The 14,566-nt window shown below is 34.0% G+C and carries 13 protein-coding genes and 2 pseudogenes; 2 read left to right on the top strand and 13 right to left on the bottom strand.

Annotated features, from left to right (window positions below):
* Positions 1 to 172 precede the first annotated feature (172 nt).
* From KTG14_RS18125 to galU, 3 genes and pseudogenes are all read right to left on the bottom strand, one after another.
* Positions 173 to 325 (bottom strand): annotated as a pseudogene (locus tag KTG14_RS18125) (ATP-binding protein); the annotation flags it as partial.
* Positions 326 to 829: 504 nt separating this feature from the next.
* Positions 830 to 1,804 (bottom strand): UDP-glucose 4-epimerase GalE, encoded by a 975-nt coding sequence (galE, locus tag KTG14_RS17520; RefSeq protein WP_216972078.1) that lies wholly within the window; start codon positions 1,802 to 1,804, stop codon positions 830 to 832.
* Position 1,805: 1 nt separating this feature from the next.
* Positions 1,806 to 2,690, bottom strand: a complete 885-nt coding sequence (gene galU, locus KTG14_RS17515) for a UTP--glucose-1-phosphate uridylyltransferase GalU (protein ID WP_216972077.1) — start codon at positions 2,688 to 2,690, stop codon at positions 1,806 to 1,808.
* A 365-nt stretch (positions 2,691 to 3,055) separates the two neighbouring features.
* Between galU and KTG14_RS17510 the strand changes: the two genes are divergently transcribed.
* Positions 3,056 to 4,237, top strand: a complete 1,182-nt coding sequence (locus KTG14_RS17510) for an IS256 family transposase (RefSeq protein WP_216972076.1) — start codon at positions 3,056 to 3,058, stop codon at positions 4,235 to 4,237.
* A gap of 188 nt (positions 4,238 to 4,425) precedes the next feature.
* Here the strand turns inward: KTG14_RS17510 and KTG14_RS17505 are convergent, their stop codons facing one another.
* Genes KTG14_RS17505 through KTG14_RS18080 form a run of 9 tightly spaced genes read right to left on the bottom strand, consistent with a single transcriptional unit; the run spans position 4,426 to position 13,917 of the window.
* Positions 4,426 to 5,328 (bottom strand): UDP-3-O-(3-hydroxymyristoyl)glucosamine N-acyltransferase, encoded by a 903-nt coding sequence (locus tag KTG14_RS17505; protein ID WP_216972075.1) that lies wholly within the window; start codon positions 5,326 to 5,328, stop codon positions 4,426 to 4,428.
* Positions 5,325 to 6,059: a polysaccharide deacetylase family protein gene (locus KTG14_RS17500; protein WP_216972074.1), complete on the bottom strand. Its 735-nt coding sequence runs from the start codon at positions 6,057 to 6,059 to the stop codon at positions 5,325 to 5,327. Before KTG14_RS17500 ends, KTG14_RS17505 begins: the two co-directional genes overlap by 4 nt.
* A gap of 54 nt (positions 6,060 to 6,113) precedes the next feature.
* The gene (locus KTG14_RS17495; protein WP_216972073.1) at positions 6,114 to 7,247 is read right to left on the bottom strand and encodes a DegT/DnrJ/EryC1/StrS family aminotransferase; all 1,134 of its coding nucleotides are present in this window, start codon (positions 7,245 to 7,247) and stop codon (positions 6,114 to 6,116) included.
* A gap of 13 nt (positions 7,248 to 7,260) precedes the next feature.
* The gene (locus KTG14_RS17490; protein WP_216972072.1) at positions 7,261 to 7,821 is read right to left on the bottom strand and encodes an acyltransferase; all 561 of its coding nucleotides are present in this window, start codon (positions 7,819 to 7,821) and stop codon (positions 7,261 to 7,263) included.
* 25 nt (positions 7,822 to 7,846) lie between these two features.
* On the bottom strand, positions 7,847 to 9,169 hold the full coding sequence (locus KTG14_RS17485) for a nucleotide sugar dehydrogenase (RefSeq protein ID WP_216972071.1): 1,323 nt from the start codon (positions 9,167 to 9,169) through the stop codon (positions 7,847 to 7,849).
* A gap of 22 nt (positions 9,170 to 9,191) precedes the next feature.
* Complete coding sequence (locus KTG14_RS17480; RefSeq protein WP_216972070.1) at positions 9,192 to 10,202, bottom strand: Gfo/Idh/MocA family protein; 1,011 nt, start codon at positions 10,200 to 10,202, stop codon at positions 9,192 to 9,194.
* A gap of 31 nt (positions 10,203 to 10,233) precedes the next feature.
* Entirely contained in the window at positions 10,234 to 11,433 is a 1,200-nt protein-coding gene (locus KTG14_RS17475) for a lipopolysaccharide biosynthesis protein (RefSeq protein WP_216972069.1), read from the bottom strand.
* 30 nt (positions 11,434 to 11,463) lie between these two features.
* On the bottom strand, positions 11,464 to 12,732 hold the full coding sequence (locus KTG14_RS17470) for an O-antigen ligase family protein (protein WP_216972068.1): 1,269 nt from the start codon (positions 12,730 to 12,732) through the stop codon (positions 11,464 to 11,466).
* Positions 12,733 to 12,753: 21 nt separating this feature from the next.
* Positions 12,754 to 13,917 (bottom strand): glycosyltransferase family 4 protein, encoded by a 1,164-nt coding sequence (locus KTG14_RS18080; RefSeq protein WP_216972067.1) that lies wholly within the window; start codon positions 13,915 to 13,917, stop codon positions 12,754 to 12,756.
* Between the two features lie 272 nt (positions 13,918 to 14,189).
* Here KTG14_RS18080 and KTG14_RS18075 point away from each other — a divergent pair.
* Positions 14,190 to 14,255 (top strand): annotated as a pseudogene (locus KTG14_RS18075) (hypothetical protein); the annotation flags it as partial.
* Here the strand turns inward: KTG14_RS18075 and KTG14_RS17905 are convergent.
* The gene (locus KTG14_RS17905; RefSeq protein ID WP_367948946.1) at positions 14,232 to 14,555 is read right to left on the bottom strand and encodes a glycosyltransferase; all 324 of its coding nucleotides are present in this window, start codon (positions 14,553 to 14,555) and stop codon (positions 14,232 to 14,234) included. The pseudogene KTG14_RS18075 and the gene KTG14_RS17905 sit on opposite strands and share 24 nt — an antisense overlap.
* Between the last annotated feature and the right edge of the window lie 11 nt (positions 14,556 to 14,566).

The following is a 14,566-nucleotide window of genomic DNA, read 5'->3' as shown; positions in this document are numbered from 1 at the left end:
GTTCATTGAATCGGTGTCTCTTTTTGTTAATTAGAAATGGATGATATTCTCAAGAATTTCTTTAAAATTCCGTTTGTCAATTTAAGCTAGACAGATCGATGCCATTCAGGTGACTCAAAAATGCTTCCAAGGGTGTTGTAACCGTCAAGTAGAATTCAACACTTTTCCCCAATTAAGATTCAACACCTGGATTTTCAAATAGTGACTTTCTATATTTCATCCGGATACTGTCTTGCGTTTCATCAAACGTAAGAATTTCACTCCGGTGAAGAAGGCGATCTAGWWTGGCCGTTGTTWAGGYGGGAKCCCCCAAAAATKTTCCCCAWTCARCTCGCCTATGCRGRAGTGGGGCGAGACATCTTTAGCGAATCTGCGATTGATGAAGTGTTTAACTATTCAAGTGGTGCCTCGCGCCTCATCAACAAATTGGCGACGCATTGCCTATTATTCGCAGCACAAAATGGAAATCGCATCATCGATGACCGGATGGTGAAGAAAGTAATCGAGGGAGAACTAGCTTAGTTCTCCCTCGTTTTTTCTCTATTCGTTTGGCCAAAGAAACCGTCAGGTTTGGGACAAAAAGAACCGTCAGTTTCTAGACAAAATCAGGCGTCATTAACAGTTGAATCTTAATTGGGGAAAAGTGTTGAATTCTACTTGACGGTTACAACACCCTTGGAAGCATTTTTGAGTCACCTGAATGGCATCGATCTGTCTAGCTTAAATTGACAAACGGAATTTTAAAGAAATTCTTGAGAATATCATCCATTTCTAATTAACAAAAAGAGACACCGATTCAATGAACCGGTGCCTCTGACCTGCAAAAAATTTATTTAGTTTCTTTCGAATGCCATCTCCAAGCACTGCCAATAATCTCTTCCAAATCAAACTGAGGTTTCCAACCAAGCTTCTCTTCAATTTTCTTAGAAGAGGCCACCAGAGTTGCAGGATCCCCTGGCCGGCGATCAGCGTATTCGATAACAGCTGATTTTCCAGAGACTTTTTCACATACTTCGATAATTTCTTTCACTGAATAGCCAGCGCCGTTTCCTAGATTAAATACTTCATTAGCCACTTCTTTATTAACCAGACCTTCGTAAGCTAAGATATGCGCATTAGCTAAGTCAGTAACATGGATATAGTCTCTTACACATGTCCCGTCTGGCGTATCGTAATCCGTACCATACACAGAAATTTGCTCACGCTCTCCGAGCAAGTGCTGCAAGACGATTGGAATTAAATGCGTTTCTGGATCATGACTCTCTCCAATTTCTGCTGACTCATGGGCTCCAGCTGCATTGAAATAGCGTAATACTACGTACTCTAAATTATGTACATCTGAAATGTCAGACAAGATATCCTCGATCATCAGTTTCGATTTGCCGTAGGGATTGATCGGATTGGTAGCTGTATCCTCTGTAATTAAATCAGTTTCTGGAATACCATAAGTAGCAGCAGTTGATGAGAAAATGAATTTATCCACTCCATACTCAACCACCTTATCTAAGAGAGTAATCGTAGCACTGACATTATTGTTATAGTACTTTAGAGGATTTTGAACAGACTCGCCAACCAAGCTATTTGCCGCAAAATGGAAGACCGCATCAATATTGTATTTCACAAAAATGCGATCTAACACAGTCGGATCTCCCAAATCTCCTTGTTCAAAGATAACTTTGTCATTTAACAAAAAAGGATAACCAGTAGTTAAGTTATCCAAAATGACGATATCGTAGTTATTTGTCAGTTCTTTTACGGTGTGACTGCCGATATAACCAGCACCACCACATACTAAAATCGTCATTTTATTCTCCTTTTTTTACATATGATTCTTCCAGCTTCTTCTCGAATAACTCCAGCAATTGATCTCTCAATTCTGGACGCTGCAATGCAAATTCAATTGTCGTTTCAATAAAGCCAAATTTTTCTCCAACATCAAAACGTCGGCCTTCAAACTCATACGCATATACTGCTTGTTTTTCGTTCAGTTGTTGAATGGCATCCGTTAATTGGATTTCTCCACCAGCCCCAAGCTCATGCTTCTCTAAGAACTGGAAGATTTCTGGTGTTAATACATACCGTCCCATGATAGCGTAGTTTGACGGGGCTGTACCTAGTGCAGGTTTCTCTACAAATTTGTTTACTGCAATCAGCTTATTATTAATAGAAATTGGATCGATAATACCGTAGCGATTTGTTTGTTCCTCTGCTACTTGTTGAACGCCGATAATGCTGTTTTGAGTTTGTTCATACTGGTTCATCAATTGAGCTAGGCACGGCTCAGAGTGTTCTACGATATCATCACCAAGCAATACTGCGAATGGTTCGTCACCGATGAACTTGCGCGCAGACCAGATTGCATGACCGAGGCCAAGCGGCTGCTTTTGGCGGATATAATGGATTTCTACATTCGATGTTTGGAGTACGGAATCGAGCATATCCAATTTCCCTTTTTTCATCAATGTATCTTCAAGTTCAAATGCATGATCGAAATGATCTTCAATAGAGCGTTTGTTTTTGCCTGTTACAATAATAATATCTTCAATTCCGGAAGCAATCGCTTCTTCGACGATGTATTGAATGGTCGGCTTATCAACGATCGGAAGCATTTCTTTTGGCATTGCTTTCGTCGCGGGGAGAAATCGGGTTCCTAAGCCTGCTGCTGGTATAACCGCTTTTTTTATAGTCATAGAATAGCCCCTACTCAATCAATTTTTTTATTATATTTACAATATTGACCGGCAATGTGCTTCAAATAAAAAGGTTAATGTAATTATATGGATAAAGTCACTAAATTTTTCAAAATACAACATACGATTATGAGATATAAGACTCGAAAGTGATTACAGATATTAATAACCATTTTAGGGAGATACAAATAGGATAATCAACCAAAAATTCTTTTTCATTTATAAATGATAAAAACATTACACAAAAAATAGCTGTCTTCTGGAGAGCGTAAAATATCTTGTGTAAATGAATAAATAGAAAAAGGAAGACCTTTTCTTGTAGAATTAAGTCACCACAACCAATTCACAGAAAAGAGGCCTTCCCTATGACTCAGTTTACAACAGATATTATGCAAGCTCTAGTAAAAAAAGAAGACATCTCCGAAGTTTTTCGCAAACATTTGGAGACGGCGGTGAATACACTTCTTCAAACGGAACTAACAGCGTTCCTGGATTACGAAAAATACGACCGCATCGGGTTTAATTCCGGCAACTCACGCAATGGTGTCTACACGCGGACACTCCATACGGAGTATGGGGATTTAGAGCTTTCGATGCCACGGGACCGGAACGGCGAATTCAACCAACAGACGGTCGCTCCATATAAGCGCTCAAACGATACGCTGGAAGCCTTCGTTATTCATATGTTCCAAAAAGGCGTGACCATGTCCGAGATTTCGGACCTGATCGAGAAAATGTACGGCCATCATTACACGCCACAAACCATTTCCAATATGACGAAAGTCATGAGCGAACAGGTCGAGGCGTTTAAATCTCGTCCGTTAGAACAGCGTTACGCGTGTGTTTATCTGGATGCAACTTACATTGACCTCAAGCGCGACACGGTCTCGAAGGAAGCCGTCTATATTACAATTGGCATCCGAGAGGACGGCTCAAAAGAAGTCTTGGCCTATACAGTGGCACCTACGGAATCCGCATTCGTTTGGGAAGAAGTCCTGTTGGACTTGAAAGAGCGCGGTGTCGAAGAGGTGCTTTTGTTTATCTCCGACGGCTTAAAGGGCATCACCGATCGCATCTTCGCGGTCTTTCCCGATGCTCAATATCAGGCGTGCTGCGTCCACTTGTCGCGTGGGATCCGCCACAAAGTTCGCGTTACCGATCGCAAGGAGATTCTGGATGATTTCAAATCGGTCTACCGGGCAGAGAACCGAGAATTGGGTGAAAAAGCGTTGAAAGCCTTTGTCGATAAATGGAAAACGGCCTATCCCAAAGTGGCGAAATCGTTGGAAGCGAATCCCTATATTTTCACTTTCTACAGCTTCCCAAAATCCATTTGGCGAAGCATCTATTCAACGAACCTGATCGAATCGTTCAACAAGAACGTAAAGAAATACAGCAAGCGCAAGGAGCAATTTCCGAACGAAGATTCCTTGGATCGCTTCCTGATTTCCCAGTTCGAAATCTATAACCGGAACTTCCCCACCCGTTGCCATATCGGATTCGATCAAGCTCGTGCAGAGCTGACTGAGATGTTCAAGCAAGCCTAATCGATATACATACAAGAAAAGGATTTACTTATTTACACATAATTATTGACGGTCTCGTCTTCTGTCAAATTCTTTCTGTATTAAATTAATTTTAATTAACATAATATTATAGAAATCATTCAATTCTCGATACAAATTTTTTATAATAAAATTCTTTTCTATGTTTAACCTAGTAAATATGCAAATTTTTAACGTTTTTTAATGATTTTCCCTGGTACACCCGCAACTACAACATTATCTTCAACGTCTTTTAATACTACTGAACCTAGCCCCACTAAACTGTTTTCTCCAATGATGATTTGATTCAGTATGGAAGAAGAGGGAGCTACATATGAATTCTTTTTTAATAGCACACTTCCCGCAATCATTGATTGTGCAATTATGCTAACATTTTCTTCTATAATTACATTATGTGCAATATGACATAAATTATCAATTTTAGTGTTATCACCAACTATTGTATCGTTTAAAGTACCTCTATCTATACAAGTATTAGCCCCTATTTCTACATTTTTACCAATTATTACTCCACCAAAATGAGGAACTTTTATATTTATTCCTTCTGCATTTTGAAAATATCCATATCCATCAGTCCCAATAACCACCCCTGATGAAATTACAGAATTTTCTCCAATCACGACTTTCCCTTCAATAGATACATTGTTTTTTATTTTCACATTATCCTTTATTATTACCTCTGATCCAATGTAACAATGATGGCCGATATAGACATTGTTTCCTATTCGAGTCGCTTCTATAACAGAACTCGAACCTTTGAATTCACTTTGAAGCTCTTCATTAAAAAATTCATTTAAAATAGTGAAAAATACTTCTTTCGGGCTTTCACAAAAGATAAAATTAACGTTTTTAATTTCTTCATATATATTTAACTCATTAGATACAACCAATAGCTCGTCAACTTGTTTAATTAAGTCCACATCAATCTTATCTATATTTTTTAGCCAGGTAATAGTATTTGACCTTACTTTGTCGACTGAAGTATATCCTTTTATTTCAAGCTGCTCATTTCCTTTATATGCAAAATCTATATTTTTATTCTTCAAAAGACTTTTTATACTTTTAATGTTCATTCTACAAGCACGTCCTCTATAGTAATAGCTTTATTTAATTCCCGAAAATTATCTTCCAAAAAATGATATCTTTCGGTTACAGCTTCACGTAAAAACCTTTTTAACTTAAATTCCATAGATTCGTTTTCCACAGAATACCAAAACGGATGTGTAAGAATATGTAATTTTTTATTCATTTGTGCATCAATCGCAGCTATTGGATTTTCTCTCCAGTTCATTCTAGAATCTGAAATGTATTTCATATCATTAAAGAACTCTGAAGAATATGAGTTTATTAAACCGTCGAATTTAACATCTTGCTTTAAAAATAATTTAGATGGACGGTGCATAGAAATAACATTAACTTTTCTATTTATCAGTTCACTTAAGATATCTACCTCTTTAGCAACATGTTTTTTCATATCTTCTAGGTTCTCAGTATTATATTTTTTCTCATCAAAATGCAATCCTATTTCATGACCTAATAATATTATCCTCATTATCATTTCTAAAGATTCTTTTGAGAAAACATTATAAAAGTTGGTTGATATCAAGAAAAAGTATGTTGATTTTACATTTTTTTCATTCTCCATTATTGCCATCTCTAAAGCTTTTTCAACAGAAAAATCTACATCATGCCTTAAAATTACACACTTTTCTTCTGTTTCTTTTGTAGAATACGAACAAAACTTATAGCCTTTTTGAATTAAAAGATCTAACATTTTCTTATAAGACTTATGAGTAAACTCCATCTAGATTATAGTCCCCCCTCTTTATAAAAAATACTACGATTAAATTGTACTTTATTATTTCAAGCTAATACATCTTCTAATAATTTCACAAATACCCTCAACTTCTTTATCTTGTAAATAAGGATGCATCGGCAATGACAACACTATATCGCACAATTCATCAGTGATGGTATATTCTTCTTCTACCCCGGTAATTTTTGAAAATGCTCCTTGTTTATGCATTGGTTTATTATAATAAACCATACTTGGAATATCATTCTCTTTTAAAATAGCTTGTAATCTATTACGTTGCTTTTTATCCTTTAATTTTATGGTATATTGCGCATAACTTGAACGATATCCATTAGGAATTAGCGGTATTTCTACGATTCCTTTTAAATTCAAATTATAAATTTCTGCAACACGGTTAACATCGTCTACCTCATGATTCTCAAATGCTTTTAGTTTTACTAATAAAACCGCCGCCTGAATAGTATCTAACCTTGAATTGACTCCTATTCTTACGTTGTCATACTTATTTTCTCCTTTGCCATGTACCTTCAGTGATTTAATTAATTTTGCTAAATTATCATCTTTTGTAAAAATAGCCCCTCCATCGCCATAGCAGCCTAGAGGTTTTGCAGGGAAAAAAGAAGTTGTTGCGGCATCACCAAAACTACAGGCTTTTTTATCATTGATACTACCACCAAAACCTTGAGCGCCGTCTTCAAGTACCTTTAAATTGTATTTTTTAGCAATAGGCATAATTTCTGAGTAATTAGCAGGTAAGCCGAATAAATCTACTGGAATGATTACTTTTGGTATTAAAATACCTTCTTTTATTACTTTTTGAATTGCTTTCTCCAACTTGGTAGGATCCATATTATATGTGTCCCGTTCCACATCAACAAATACCGGTGTAGCACCTTTGAATGAAACGATTTCTCCAGTTGAGAAAAATGTAAAATCAGGAACAAATACAGCATCACCTTCTTTTATTCCCCAAGCCATCATCAATAATGTCATAGCCTCAGTACCATTAGCACATGTTATACAATGTTTTACCCCTACATATTTACTTAATTTAGTTTCTAATTCCCCGATTTCTGACCCACCAATAAAATTACCGGTATTTAGTACAGTTTGTATAGAATCATCGATTTCAGTTTTGTATATTTTATACTGACTTTTCAGGTCTCTAAATTCCATTTTGACACCTCCGTCAAATTTCTATTAATCCTGTTTCTGAAGTTAGGTACTCTCTATTGCATTCAGTACAAGACAAATTTTGTTTCAGCAAATTACCGCACTCGCATACCCAACCTCTTTGTTTTGCAGGTATTCCAGCCATAAGGGCATGATCAGGAACTTTTTTTGTTACAACTGCACCAGATGCAATCATTGCCCATTTTCCAATAACATTTCCACATACTATAGTTGCATTAGCTCCTATGGATGCACCATATTTGACTAAGGTATTTTTATATCCTTCTTTTCCTTTAGGATATTTGGATCTAGGTGTTAAGTCATTAGTAAAAACCATTGAAGGTCCACAAAAAACGTAATCTTCTAATTCAACCCCTTCATATACAGAAACATTGTTTTGTATTTTTACCCCATTACCTATTAAAACGTTATTGGAGATATTTACATTTTGACCTAATGAACAATTTTCACCTATTTTAGCTCCACTATGAACATGACTAAAATGCCATATTTTTGTATTTTTACCTATTTCTACATTATTATCTATATAGCTACTTTCGTGAATATATGGATTCATAATTACATTCTCCTACTTATTAATATTACAATTTATAATATTGTTCTTTTATTAAGTTTCCATAAGAGTTTCTTGTATCTAATATGACAGTATTTGATGCTAAGATTAATTCATAGTCAAAAGTACTATGATTAGTAGCAATTATTATCAAATCTGCTTCTTTCAAATTCTCATTATTTAACTTAATTGTCTTAACTAATTTACCTTGTAACTTAAATTCCGGAATATAAGGATCAACTGCTGCCCAATCTGAACCCGAATTTATTAACCTATCTAAAATCGGTAATACAGGTGACTCTCTGTAGTCATCAATATCTTTTTTATAAGCTACTCCTAGAACTAAAATTTTCGATCCGTTTAATGCTTTTCCCTGTCTATTCAAAATATCTGCACTGCGCTGTAAAACAAAGTCAGGCATACTGTCATTAATCTCACCGGCAGTTTCAATTAATTTAGTATGATAATTATATTCACGTGCTTTCCATGTTAAGTACCATGGATCAATCGGTATGCAGTGTCCACCTAATCCTGGTCCAGGATAAAATGGCATAAATCCATATGGTTTAGTTGCTGCCGCATCAATTACTTCCCATACATCTATCCCCATCTTATGACATAAAATGGCCATCTCATTTGCTAACGCTACATTAATATTTCTAAAAGTGTTTTCTAACAATTTTTCCATTTCTGCTACAGCTGGGCTTGAAACCTCATGAACGTCACCCTCAAGTACAGCTCTATACATAGCAGCTGCTACCTTCGTACAGTTATCAGTTATCCCTCCTACTACTTTCGGTGTGTTCTTCGTATTAAAATCTTTATTTCCAGGGTCAACTCGTTCAGGTGAGTAAGCTAAGAAAAAATCTTCCCCACAGATCATTCCTGATTCTTCCAGTATGGGTTTAATTAGTTCTTCAGTAGTTCCAGGGTATGTAGTACTTTCTAAAACAATTAATGTTCCTTCAGTAAAATTAGCAGCAATTGCTTTAGCAGAACTTTCTACATAAGACATATTTGGTTGTTTATAAATATCCAACGGAGTTGGTACACAAATTGCTACTGCATCTACTTCTTTTATAAAAGAATAATCAGATGTAGCTTTTAACTTTCCAGAAGACACCAAAGACTCCAAATCCGTTGGTAACACATCTCCAATGTAATTAATACCTTTATTTACACTTTGGACTTTTTCTTCTTGTACATCAAAGCCAATTACATTGAAACCTGCTTTAGCTTTTTCAACAGCTAATGGTAAACCAACATAACCTAGTCCAACAACTCCGATAGTTGCTTCTTTAGTATTTAGTTTATTTATAATTAATGATTCTAATTGCTCTAGTGTATTCATTTATTAGCTCCCTCTTTTTTACTTAGATAGATATAAGTTTTTTAGACGCTGAAGATTCATAGAATGCTAAAACCAATTTCAAAACTTGTCTTCCATCTTCTCCAGTTACTGCTGGCGCTGTATTGTTTTGTATAGCAAAAATCATCTCTTCAATAATTTTTTGATGTCCTGAAGTTCCCCACGGATTTTCTTCTACACGTCTTACTATATCTTGTATAGCAAGGTTATCAAGACTTTGAACATCTATTTTCTCGAAATGTAATGCATTGGTTCCACCAATTTTGATTGTTCCTTTTTCTCCAAAAATAGTTATAGATTCTTCGAAATTTTTAGAATAAACAGTAGTAGAAGCTTGTACATTTGCTAAAGATCCATTTTCAAATCGAATGACTCCTGTAGATACATCTTCAGCTTCGATATCTCGTAAACGTGTAGCTTCTAAACTAAAAACTTCAACAGGATCACCCATAAACCACAGAAGCAAATCCAAGTTATGAATAGCTTGATTCATCAAAACTCCACCGTCATGCGCTTTTGTTCCTCGCCATGGAGATTGATCATAGTATTCCTGCCCCCTATTCCAATTAACCAAACAATTAGTATGGCTTATTTTCCCCAATAGATTTTGATCAAGAATTTTTTTCGTTTCCTGAACTACCGTCCTAAATCGATTAGGATGTACAACAGTTAGTTTCACTCCATTCAATTTGGACGCATACATAATCCGATCTGTTTCTTCAATTGTCATCGCAATTGGTTTTTCCATTACGATGTGTTTTTTGGCAGCCGCAACTTCTTCAGCAATTTGAACATGTAGTCCACTTGGTGTACAAATACAAACAACATCAATCAACGGATCTTTAAGCATTTCTTTAGATTCTAAGTAAGTTTTCGCTCCATATTCCTGTGCGTAGAAATCCATTGATGAAGACACTCTGTCGCATACTGCAATTAAGTTAGCATTTGGTATATTATTTATTGCTAAAGCGTGTTTTTTTGCGATAAATCCGCATCCTATAATTGCGAAATTCAATTAAAGTCCTCCTATTTTTGAAATTCTATTATTATTTTCTATTTAAGGTTCTTGTACCAATAACAATTAATGTTAAATACTTTATTAGTGCAGCTAGTATTGCAGCAATACAAAAGCCCTTTAATCCCGCTTCCCCAATTAAAAATATACCGCCAGTTATATAAGTAATGCCATATATAACTTGAATAACTACTTGAAAAGAAGAACTACTGTACTTCAAAAGAATTGTTTGAGGAATCGAAGAACTTATTTGTAGTATTACAGCTAAATTTGCCAGTAATAGTATCTCTAAAGTTTCAAGATATACATTTGGATAAAGAATTTTTAAAAGAGGACTGGATATAAAAGATGTACTAATTGCTATCAGAAAACTTAGAAATAGCATCAGCAAATTTATTAAATTGAATTTCTTCAGACTCATTTTTGTAGTTTTATTAGACAGGTAGCTAAGAATAACACCAGAAATAGGAGATATTATAAAACTAGACATTTTCCCTATCACAGTGGCAGCAAAAAAAACTGCTACCGAATGTGCTCCTAAAAAAGGGAAAATAATTATTCTGTCTAAATAGAGTAAAACATTCCCTATTAAACTGGATAAACTCAATAATGAATATTGTTTCAAAGTCCTTTTAAACTTATACGTTGTTGAAAATCTTTCCTTTAATAAGTTAGTAGTGAAATATAAATATATAAAAGAAGTGAGTTCACCAACAAGGAAAATCAGCGGCCATATTTCTGTTAAAAATAATATTAGAGTTCCTAATGAGAGAGCTGTGCTATAAACAACACTATGCATAAGAATTTTTTTATAATTTAAATTAAGACGATACTCTACACCTAAGTATGATCTAAGCATTGTAAATACAGATACTACAACCAATATTAAGTTGTTCATTAAAGGCTTATCTGGCCACAACCCAAATGTAATTGCAGAAACCAATACAACGTTAAGTACAAGAGCGAGTAGTAACAGAACAGAAAAATCACCAGATACTTTTTCATTAATATACTCACTGTTATATATCAATCTAATATTATTTAAGGAATTTCCTAAAAGAATAGCCACTATATTTACTACAGACATCATAATAAGAAGCTCGCCAAAATACTCAGTCGATAATTCTTTACCAAGTAATGGATATACAACGAATTGTGAAATTACCGCTACTAGACCAGCAGCAATTATATTTAAGGTTATATCTGAAAAAAAATTGTTTTTTATTTTCATAGATTAAACTCCACTAATACAAATATCAATTTATACTCTCTCAATTTTATTGTCTTTTCTATTAGTAAATCCAATACTTAAGCCAATAAAAAACCAAAAACGAGCATGTGCCATAAAAGTTCCGCTCACTTGAAGTTCCAGTAATGTGCTTATAAAAAGGAAGAATATTAATAAGATATTTACATTTGACTTAATTGCATTCGAATATCTTTTAAGGATATAAAATAGAAATATAACTATAAATACTGCTCCAACTATTCCATAATCCACTAAACCTTCTAGAATTAAATTATGTGGATGCATTTGCAAATTACTCTCACTGAGAAAACCTAATGGGCCATATCCGAAAATTGGTTTTTCCTCGAACATCTTTAGTGCTAATGGATATATACTCTCTCTACCACTTCCACCCGCCCAATTAGATTCATTTAATTGAAAAAGCGTCAAGGTTCTTTCAGTACTTGTTGAAAAATAATTGGACCCAAAAATGTTGTAAAGTAAAAAAAATGAAAATGCTAGTATAATTAACACAGCTATTTTCTTAATAGATTCAATTATATTTTTTTGGAAAACTTTTGTAATAACCATTACGATAGAAATTATTACTAAGTTCAATAAAGGACCTCTTGAGCCAGAAAAAATAACTGTTGCTAACTGAATTGCCAATAATAAATATATAAACCACAACCAGCGATTATTGGGCTTTAAAGTAGACTTGAATACATCTGAAAGTTTGTTACTAAATAAAAAGAGGTAAAACGTAACTATGAAAAAGTGAGTCGCTAAATACCCGATACCAAGGCGCCCCACTCCGCCTATAGTATCTAAAGAGTCATTCGCCCCCCCTCCTGTAATTAGCCTCACTAAGCTCAAGATTAGAATTATACTTCCTAGCAGAACAAAGTTAACTACTATATTAATAAGTTGGTTTTCCTTGCTGAGACTTGTGCAAATCAAACCAATTAAATAAGCTGGAATGCACATGGCAAAAAATATACTAGCATAATAACCATTTGCATTATTATCAAAACCGTTTAGTAAAAAGCTAATAAGATATAGTAAAATCACAAAAATTATAGGACTTACTTTTAAAATGAAGAATTTTGGGAAAGTACCTTTCTTTATATAATTTAGAAGATAAACAATCAATGCAATTGTAGTAGCAGAAAATATTAAAATCCAAAAATATGTATACAAGTTTGAATTTTGAGCACCTGCATATTCAAGCCTAAACAGCGATAGAAATAAAAAAAATACCCACTCGCCCATTATTCCAAGTAAAAATAAGTATTTCAACATTTAGTTAACCTCATTAAAAATCTAATTTGTTTTTATAGCCTGTCTTGCTATAGTTTCATAAGAGAATGCTTCGAACCCTTTAGTTTCTGCAATCATCCTCATATTTTTTAATATTTCAGGATTTTCTTTAAGTAAACAAATTTCTCTCACTATTTCATCGGAGGTACCTTCAGTTAGAAACCTACAATTCCCACCTACGTCAACGTATTCCATACCTTCCCACTTTTTACACACTATCGGTATGCCTGAACATATAACTTGTTCCCACAAGGCAGATTTTGTTCCAGGGAATATACCGAGATCAGAAGCATGATAATAATCATAAACATTATTTCCTTTTATCCAGCCTAAATAAATTATTCTTTTATCTCCTTCAATTAGAGAGAGCATATTCTCTCTAATATCTTCAGAAAAAGTTCCAAAAATTATTAATTTGAGGTTCAAATCGGGTAATTTCATGAAGGCTTCTACTAGCATTTTAGTATTTTTCCCTTCACTTAACTTTCCACCTGTAATTATTACAAAGTCTTTAATTCCAATGCCTAGCTTTTTGCGGATTATTCTCCTTGTATTTTCTCGCTGAGAGAAGTTAATCATTTCTGTATCAGCTCCCAAATACAAGTATTGGGATTTATACGCTGGGATTCCATAAATTTCTTCGGCAAATTTTTTACAACCTGGAGCAATCATATATATTTTTTTTATATATGGGAAAATACCTTTCACTGAATATTTCCAAATAAACTTGTGAAGTATGTTCTTCGAAAAAAAATTTTGAGCACTATTTTCATAAGAAGCATGGTTATCTGCCACTAAAAATACGTCAGGATTATTTTTTACATATTTTTTGACTAATCTCATATCTAAAAATTGAATACCGTGCATAAAGATAAAATCAGGATTCTCCTCGTTAATTTTATTATACAAACCTTTATACAGTCTTAATTTCTCGATTATTTTATTACTATATAAGAAATTAATTCTTATTAATTTTTCACCCGTAGTTAAATTACATTCACCTGCAACAACTTTATCGTACCCTACTCTATTGACACTATCTGTCAAAATTGTAGTTATCACTGTCACTTCATGCCCGTCTTTTACATTGAATTTCGGAATTAAATTGTCTTGATAACCCCAATATTCATTATAGGGACCACATAAACATAGATGTAATACCTTCACTTTTTCACATCCTAATAAGAATTTTAATTAAAAGTATAATTTATATAATATCATTTAGAGATATCTAAACATTTTTTCAGTTAGTTTTTCGTAAGAATAATTCACTGTATTTCACATAATTAACTATATTAATATTTTTCATCTAATTCACCTATATATATCTCAAGGTACTTCTTATACTGTGTTTTCTTTTCGTATTTTAGTGATCTTTGGCGACATGCAGTTCTCTTAAGTTCTTTAGCTTCTTTAATACTCTTGAATAATTTTACTGAATCACCTTTATCTACTACTTTCCCACAACAAATATTGAAGCATTAGCCTGTGGAACTCCAGTAGTGACTTTTAATACTGGTGGAAGTATTGAATCTATCGATGAAAGTTGTGGGAAAATTATCTTCAAGGGTTGGATTCACAAAAACATCAGCTGCAGAATATATTTCCGCTAACTGCTCGATATTATTAGTTTTGTCTATGCCTATTATATTTAAGGGCAAGTTTTTTTGTTGTTTCTCTGTTAAGCCGATTAAAATAATATATTCATTAGTTGAGATCATTTTTGATAATTTTAAAAAGTATTCTAAACCTTTTCGTTCATCCCAAATACTAGCAACTCCTAGTAATGTAAATTTGTTTTCCAATTTATACTTTA

The organism is Planococcus sp. CP5-4_YE, from assembly GCF_019042655.1.
GTDB lineage: Bacteria > Bacillota > Bacilli > Bacillales_A > Planococcaceae > Planococcus.
Note: the sequence above shows the minus strand (reverse complement) of the source record. Positions and strands in the feature narration are given on the sequence as shown.

What these genes read in the sequence shown, in the direction of transcription:
- galE (WP_216972078.1), bottom strand. Translation starts at nt 1,804, where the DNA reads ATGACGATTTTAGTATGTGGTGGTGCTGGTTATATCGGCAGTCACACC.
- galU (WP_216972077.1), bottom strand. Translation starts at nt 2,690, where the DNA reads ATGACTATAAAAAAAGCGGTTATACCAGCAGCAGGCTTAGGAACCCGA.
- KTG14_RS17510 (WP_216972076.1), top strand. Translation starts at nt 3,056, where the DNA reads ATGACTCAGTTTACAACAGATATTATGCAAGCTCTAGTAAAAAAAGAA.
- KTG14_RS17505 (WP_216972075.1), bottom strand. Translation starts at nt 5,328, where the DNA reads ATGAACATTAAAAGTATAAAAAGTCTTTTGAAGAATAAAAATATAGAT.
- KTG14_RS17500 (WP_216972074.1), bottom strand. Translation starts at nt 6,059, where the DNA reads ATGGAGTTTACTCATAAGTCTTATAAGAAAATGTTAGATCTTTTAATT.
- KTG14_RS17495 (WP_216972073.1), bottom strand. Translation starts at nt 7,247, where the DNA reads ATGGAATTTAGAGACCTGAAAAGTCAGTATAAAATATACAAAACTGAA.
- KTG14_RS17490 (WP_216972072.1), bottom strand. Translation starts at nt 7,821, where the DNA reads ATGAATCCATATATTCACGAAAGTAGCTATATAGATAATAATGTAGAA.
- KTG14_RS17485 (WP_216972071.1), bottom strand. Translation starts at nt 9,169, where the DNA reads ATGAATACACTAGAGCAATTAGAATCATTAATTATAAATAAACTAAAT.
- KTG14_RS17475 (WP_216972069.1), bottom strand. Translation starts at nt 11,433, where the DNA reads ATGAAAATAAAAAACAATTTTTTTTCAGATATAACCTTAAATATAATT.
- KTG14_RS17470 (WP_216972068.1), bottom strand. Translation starts at nt 12,732, where the DNA reads ATGTTGAAATACTTATTTTTACTTGGAATAATGGGCGAGTGGGTATTT.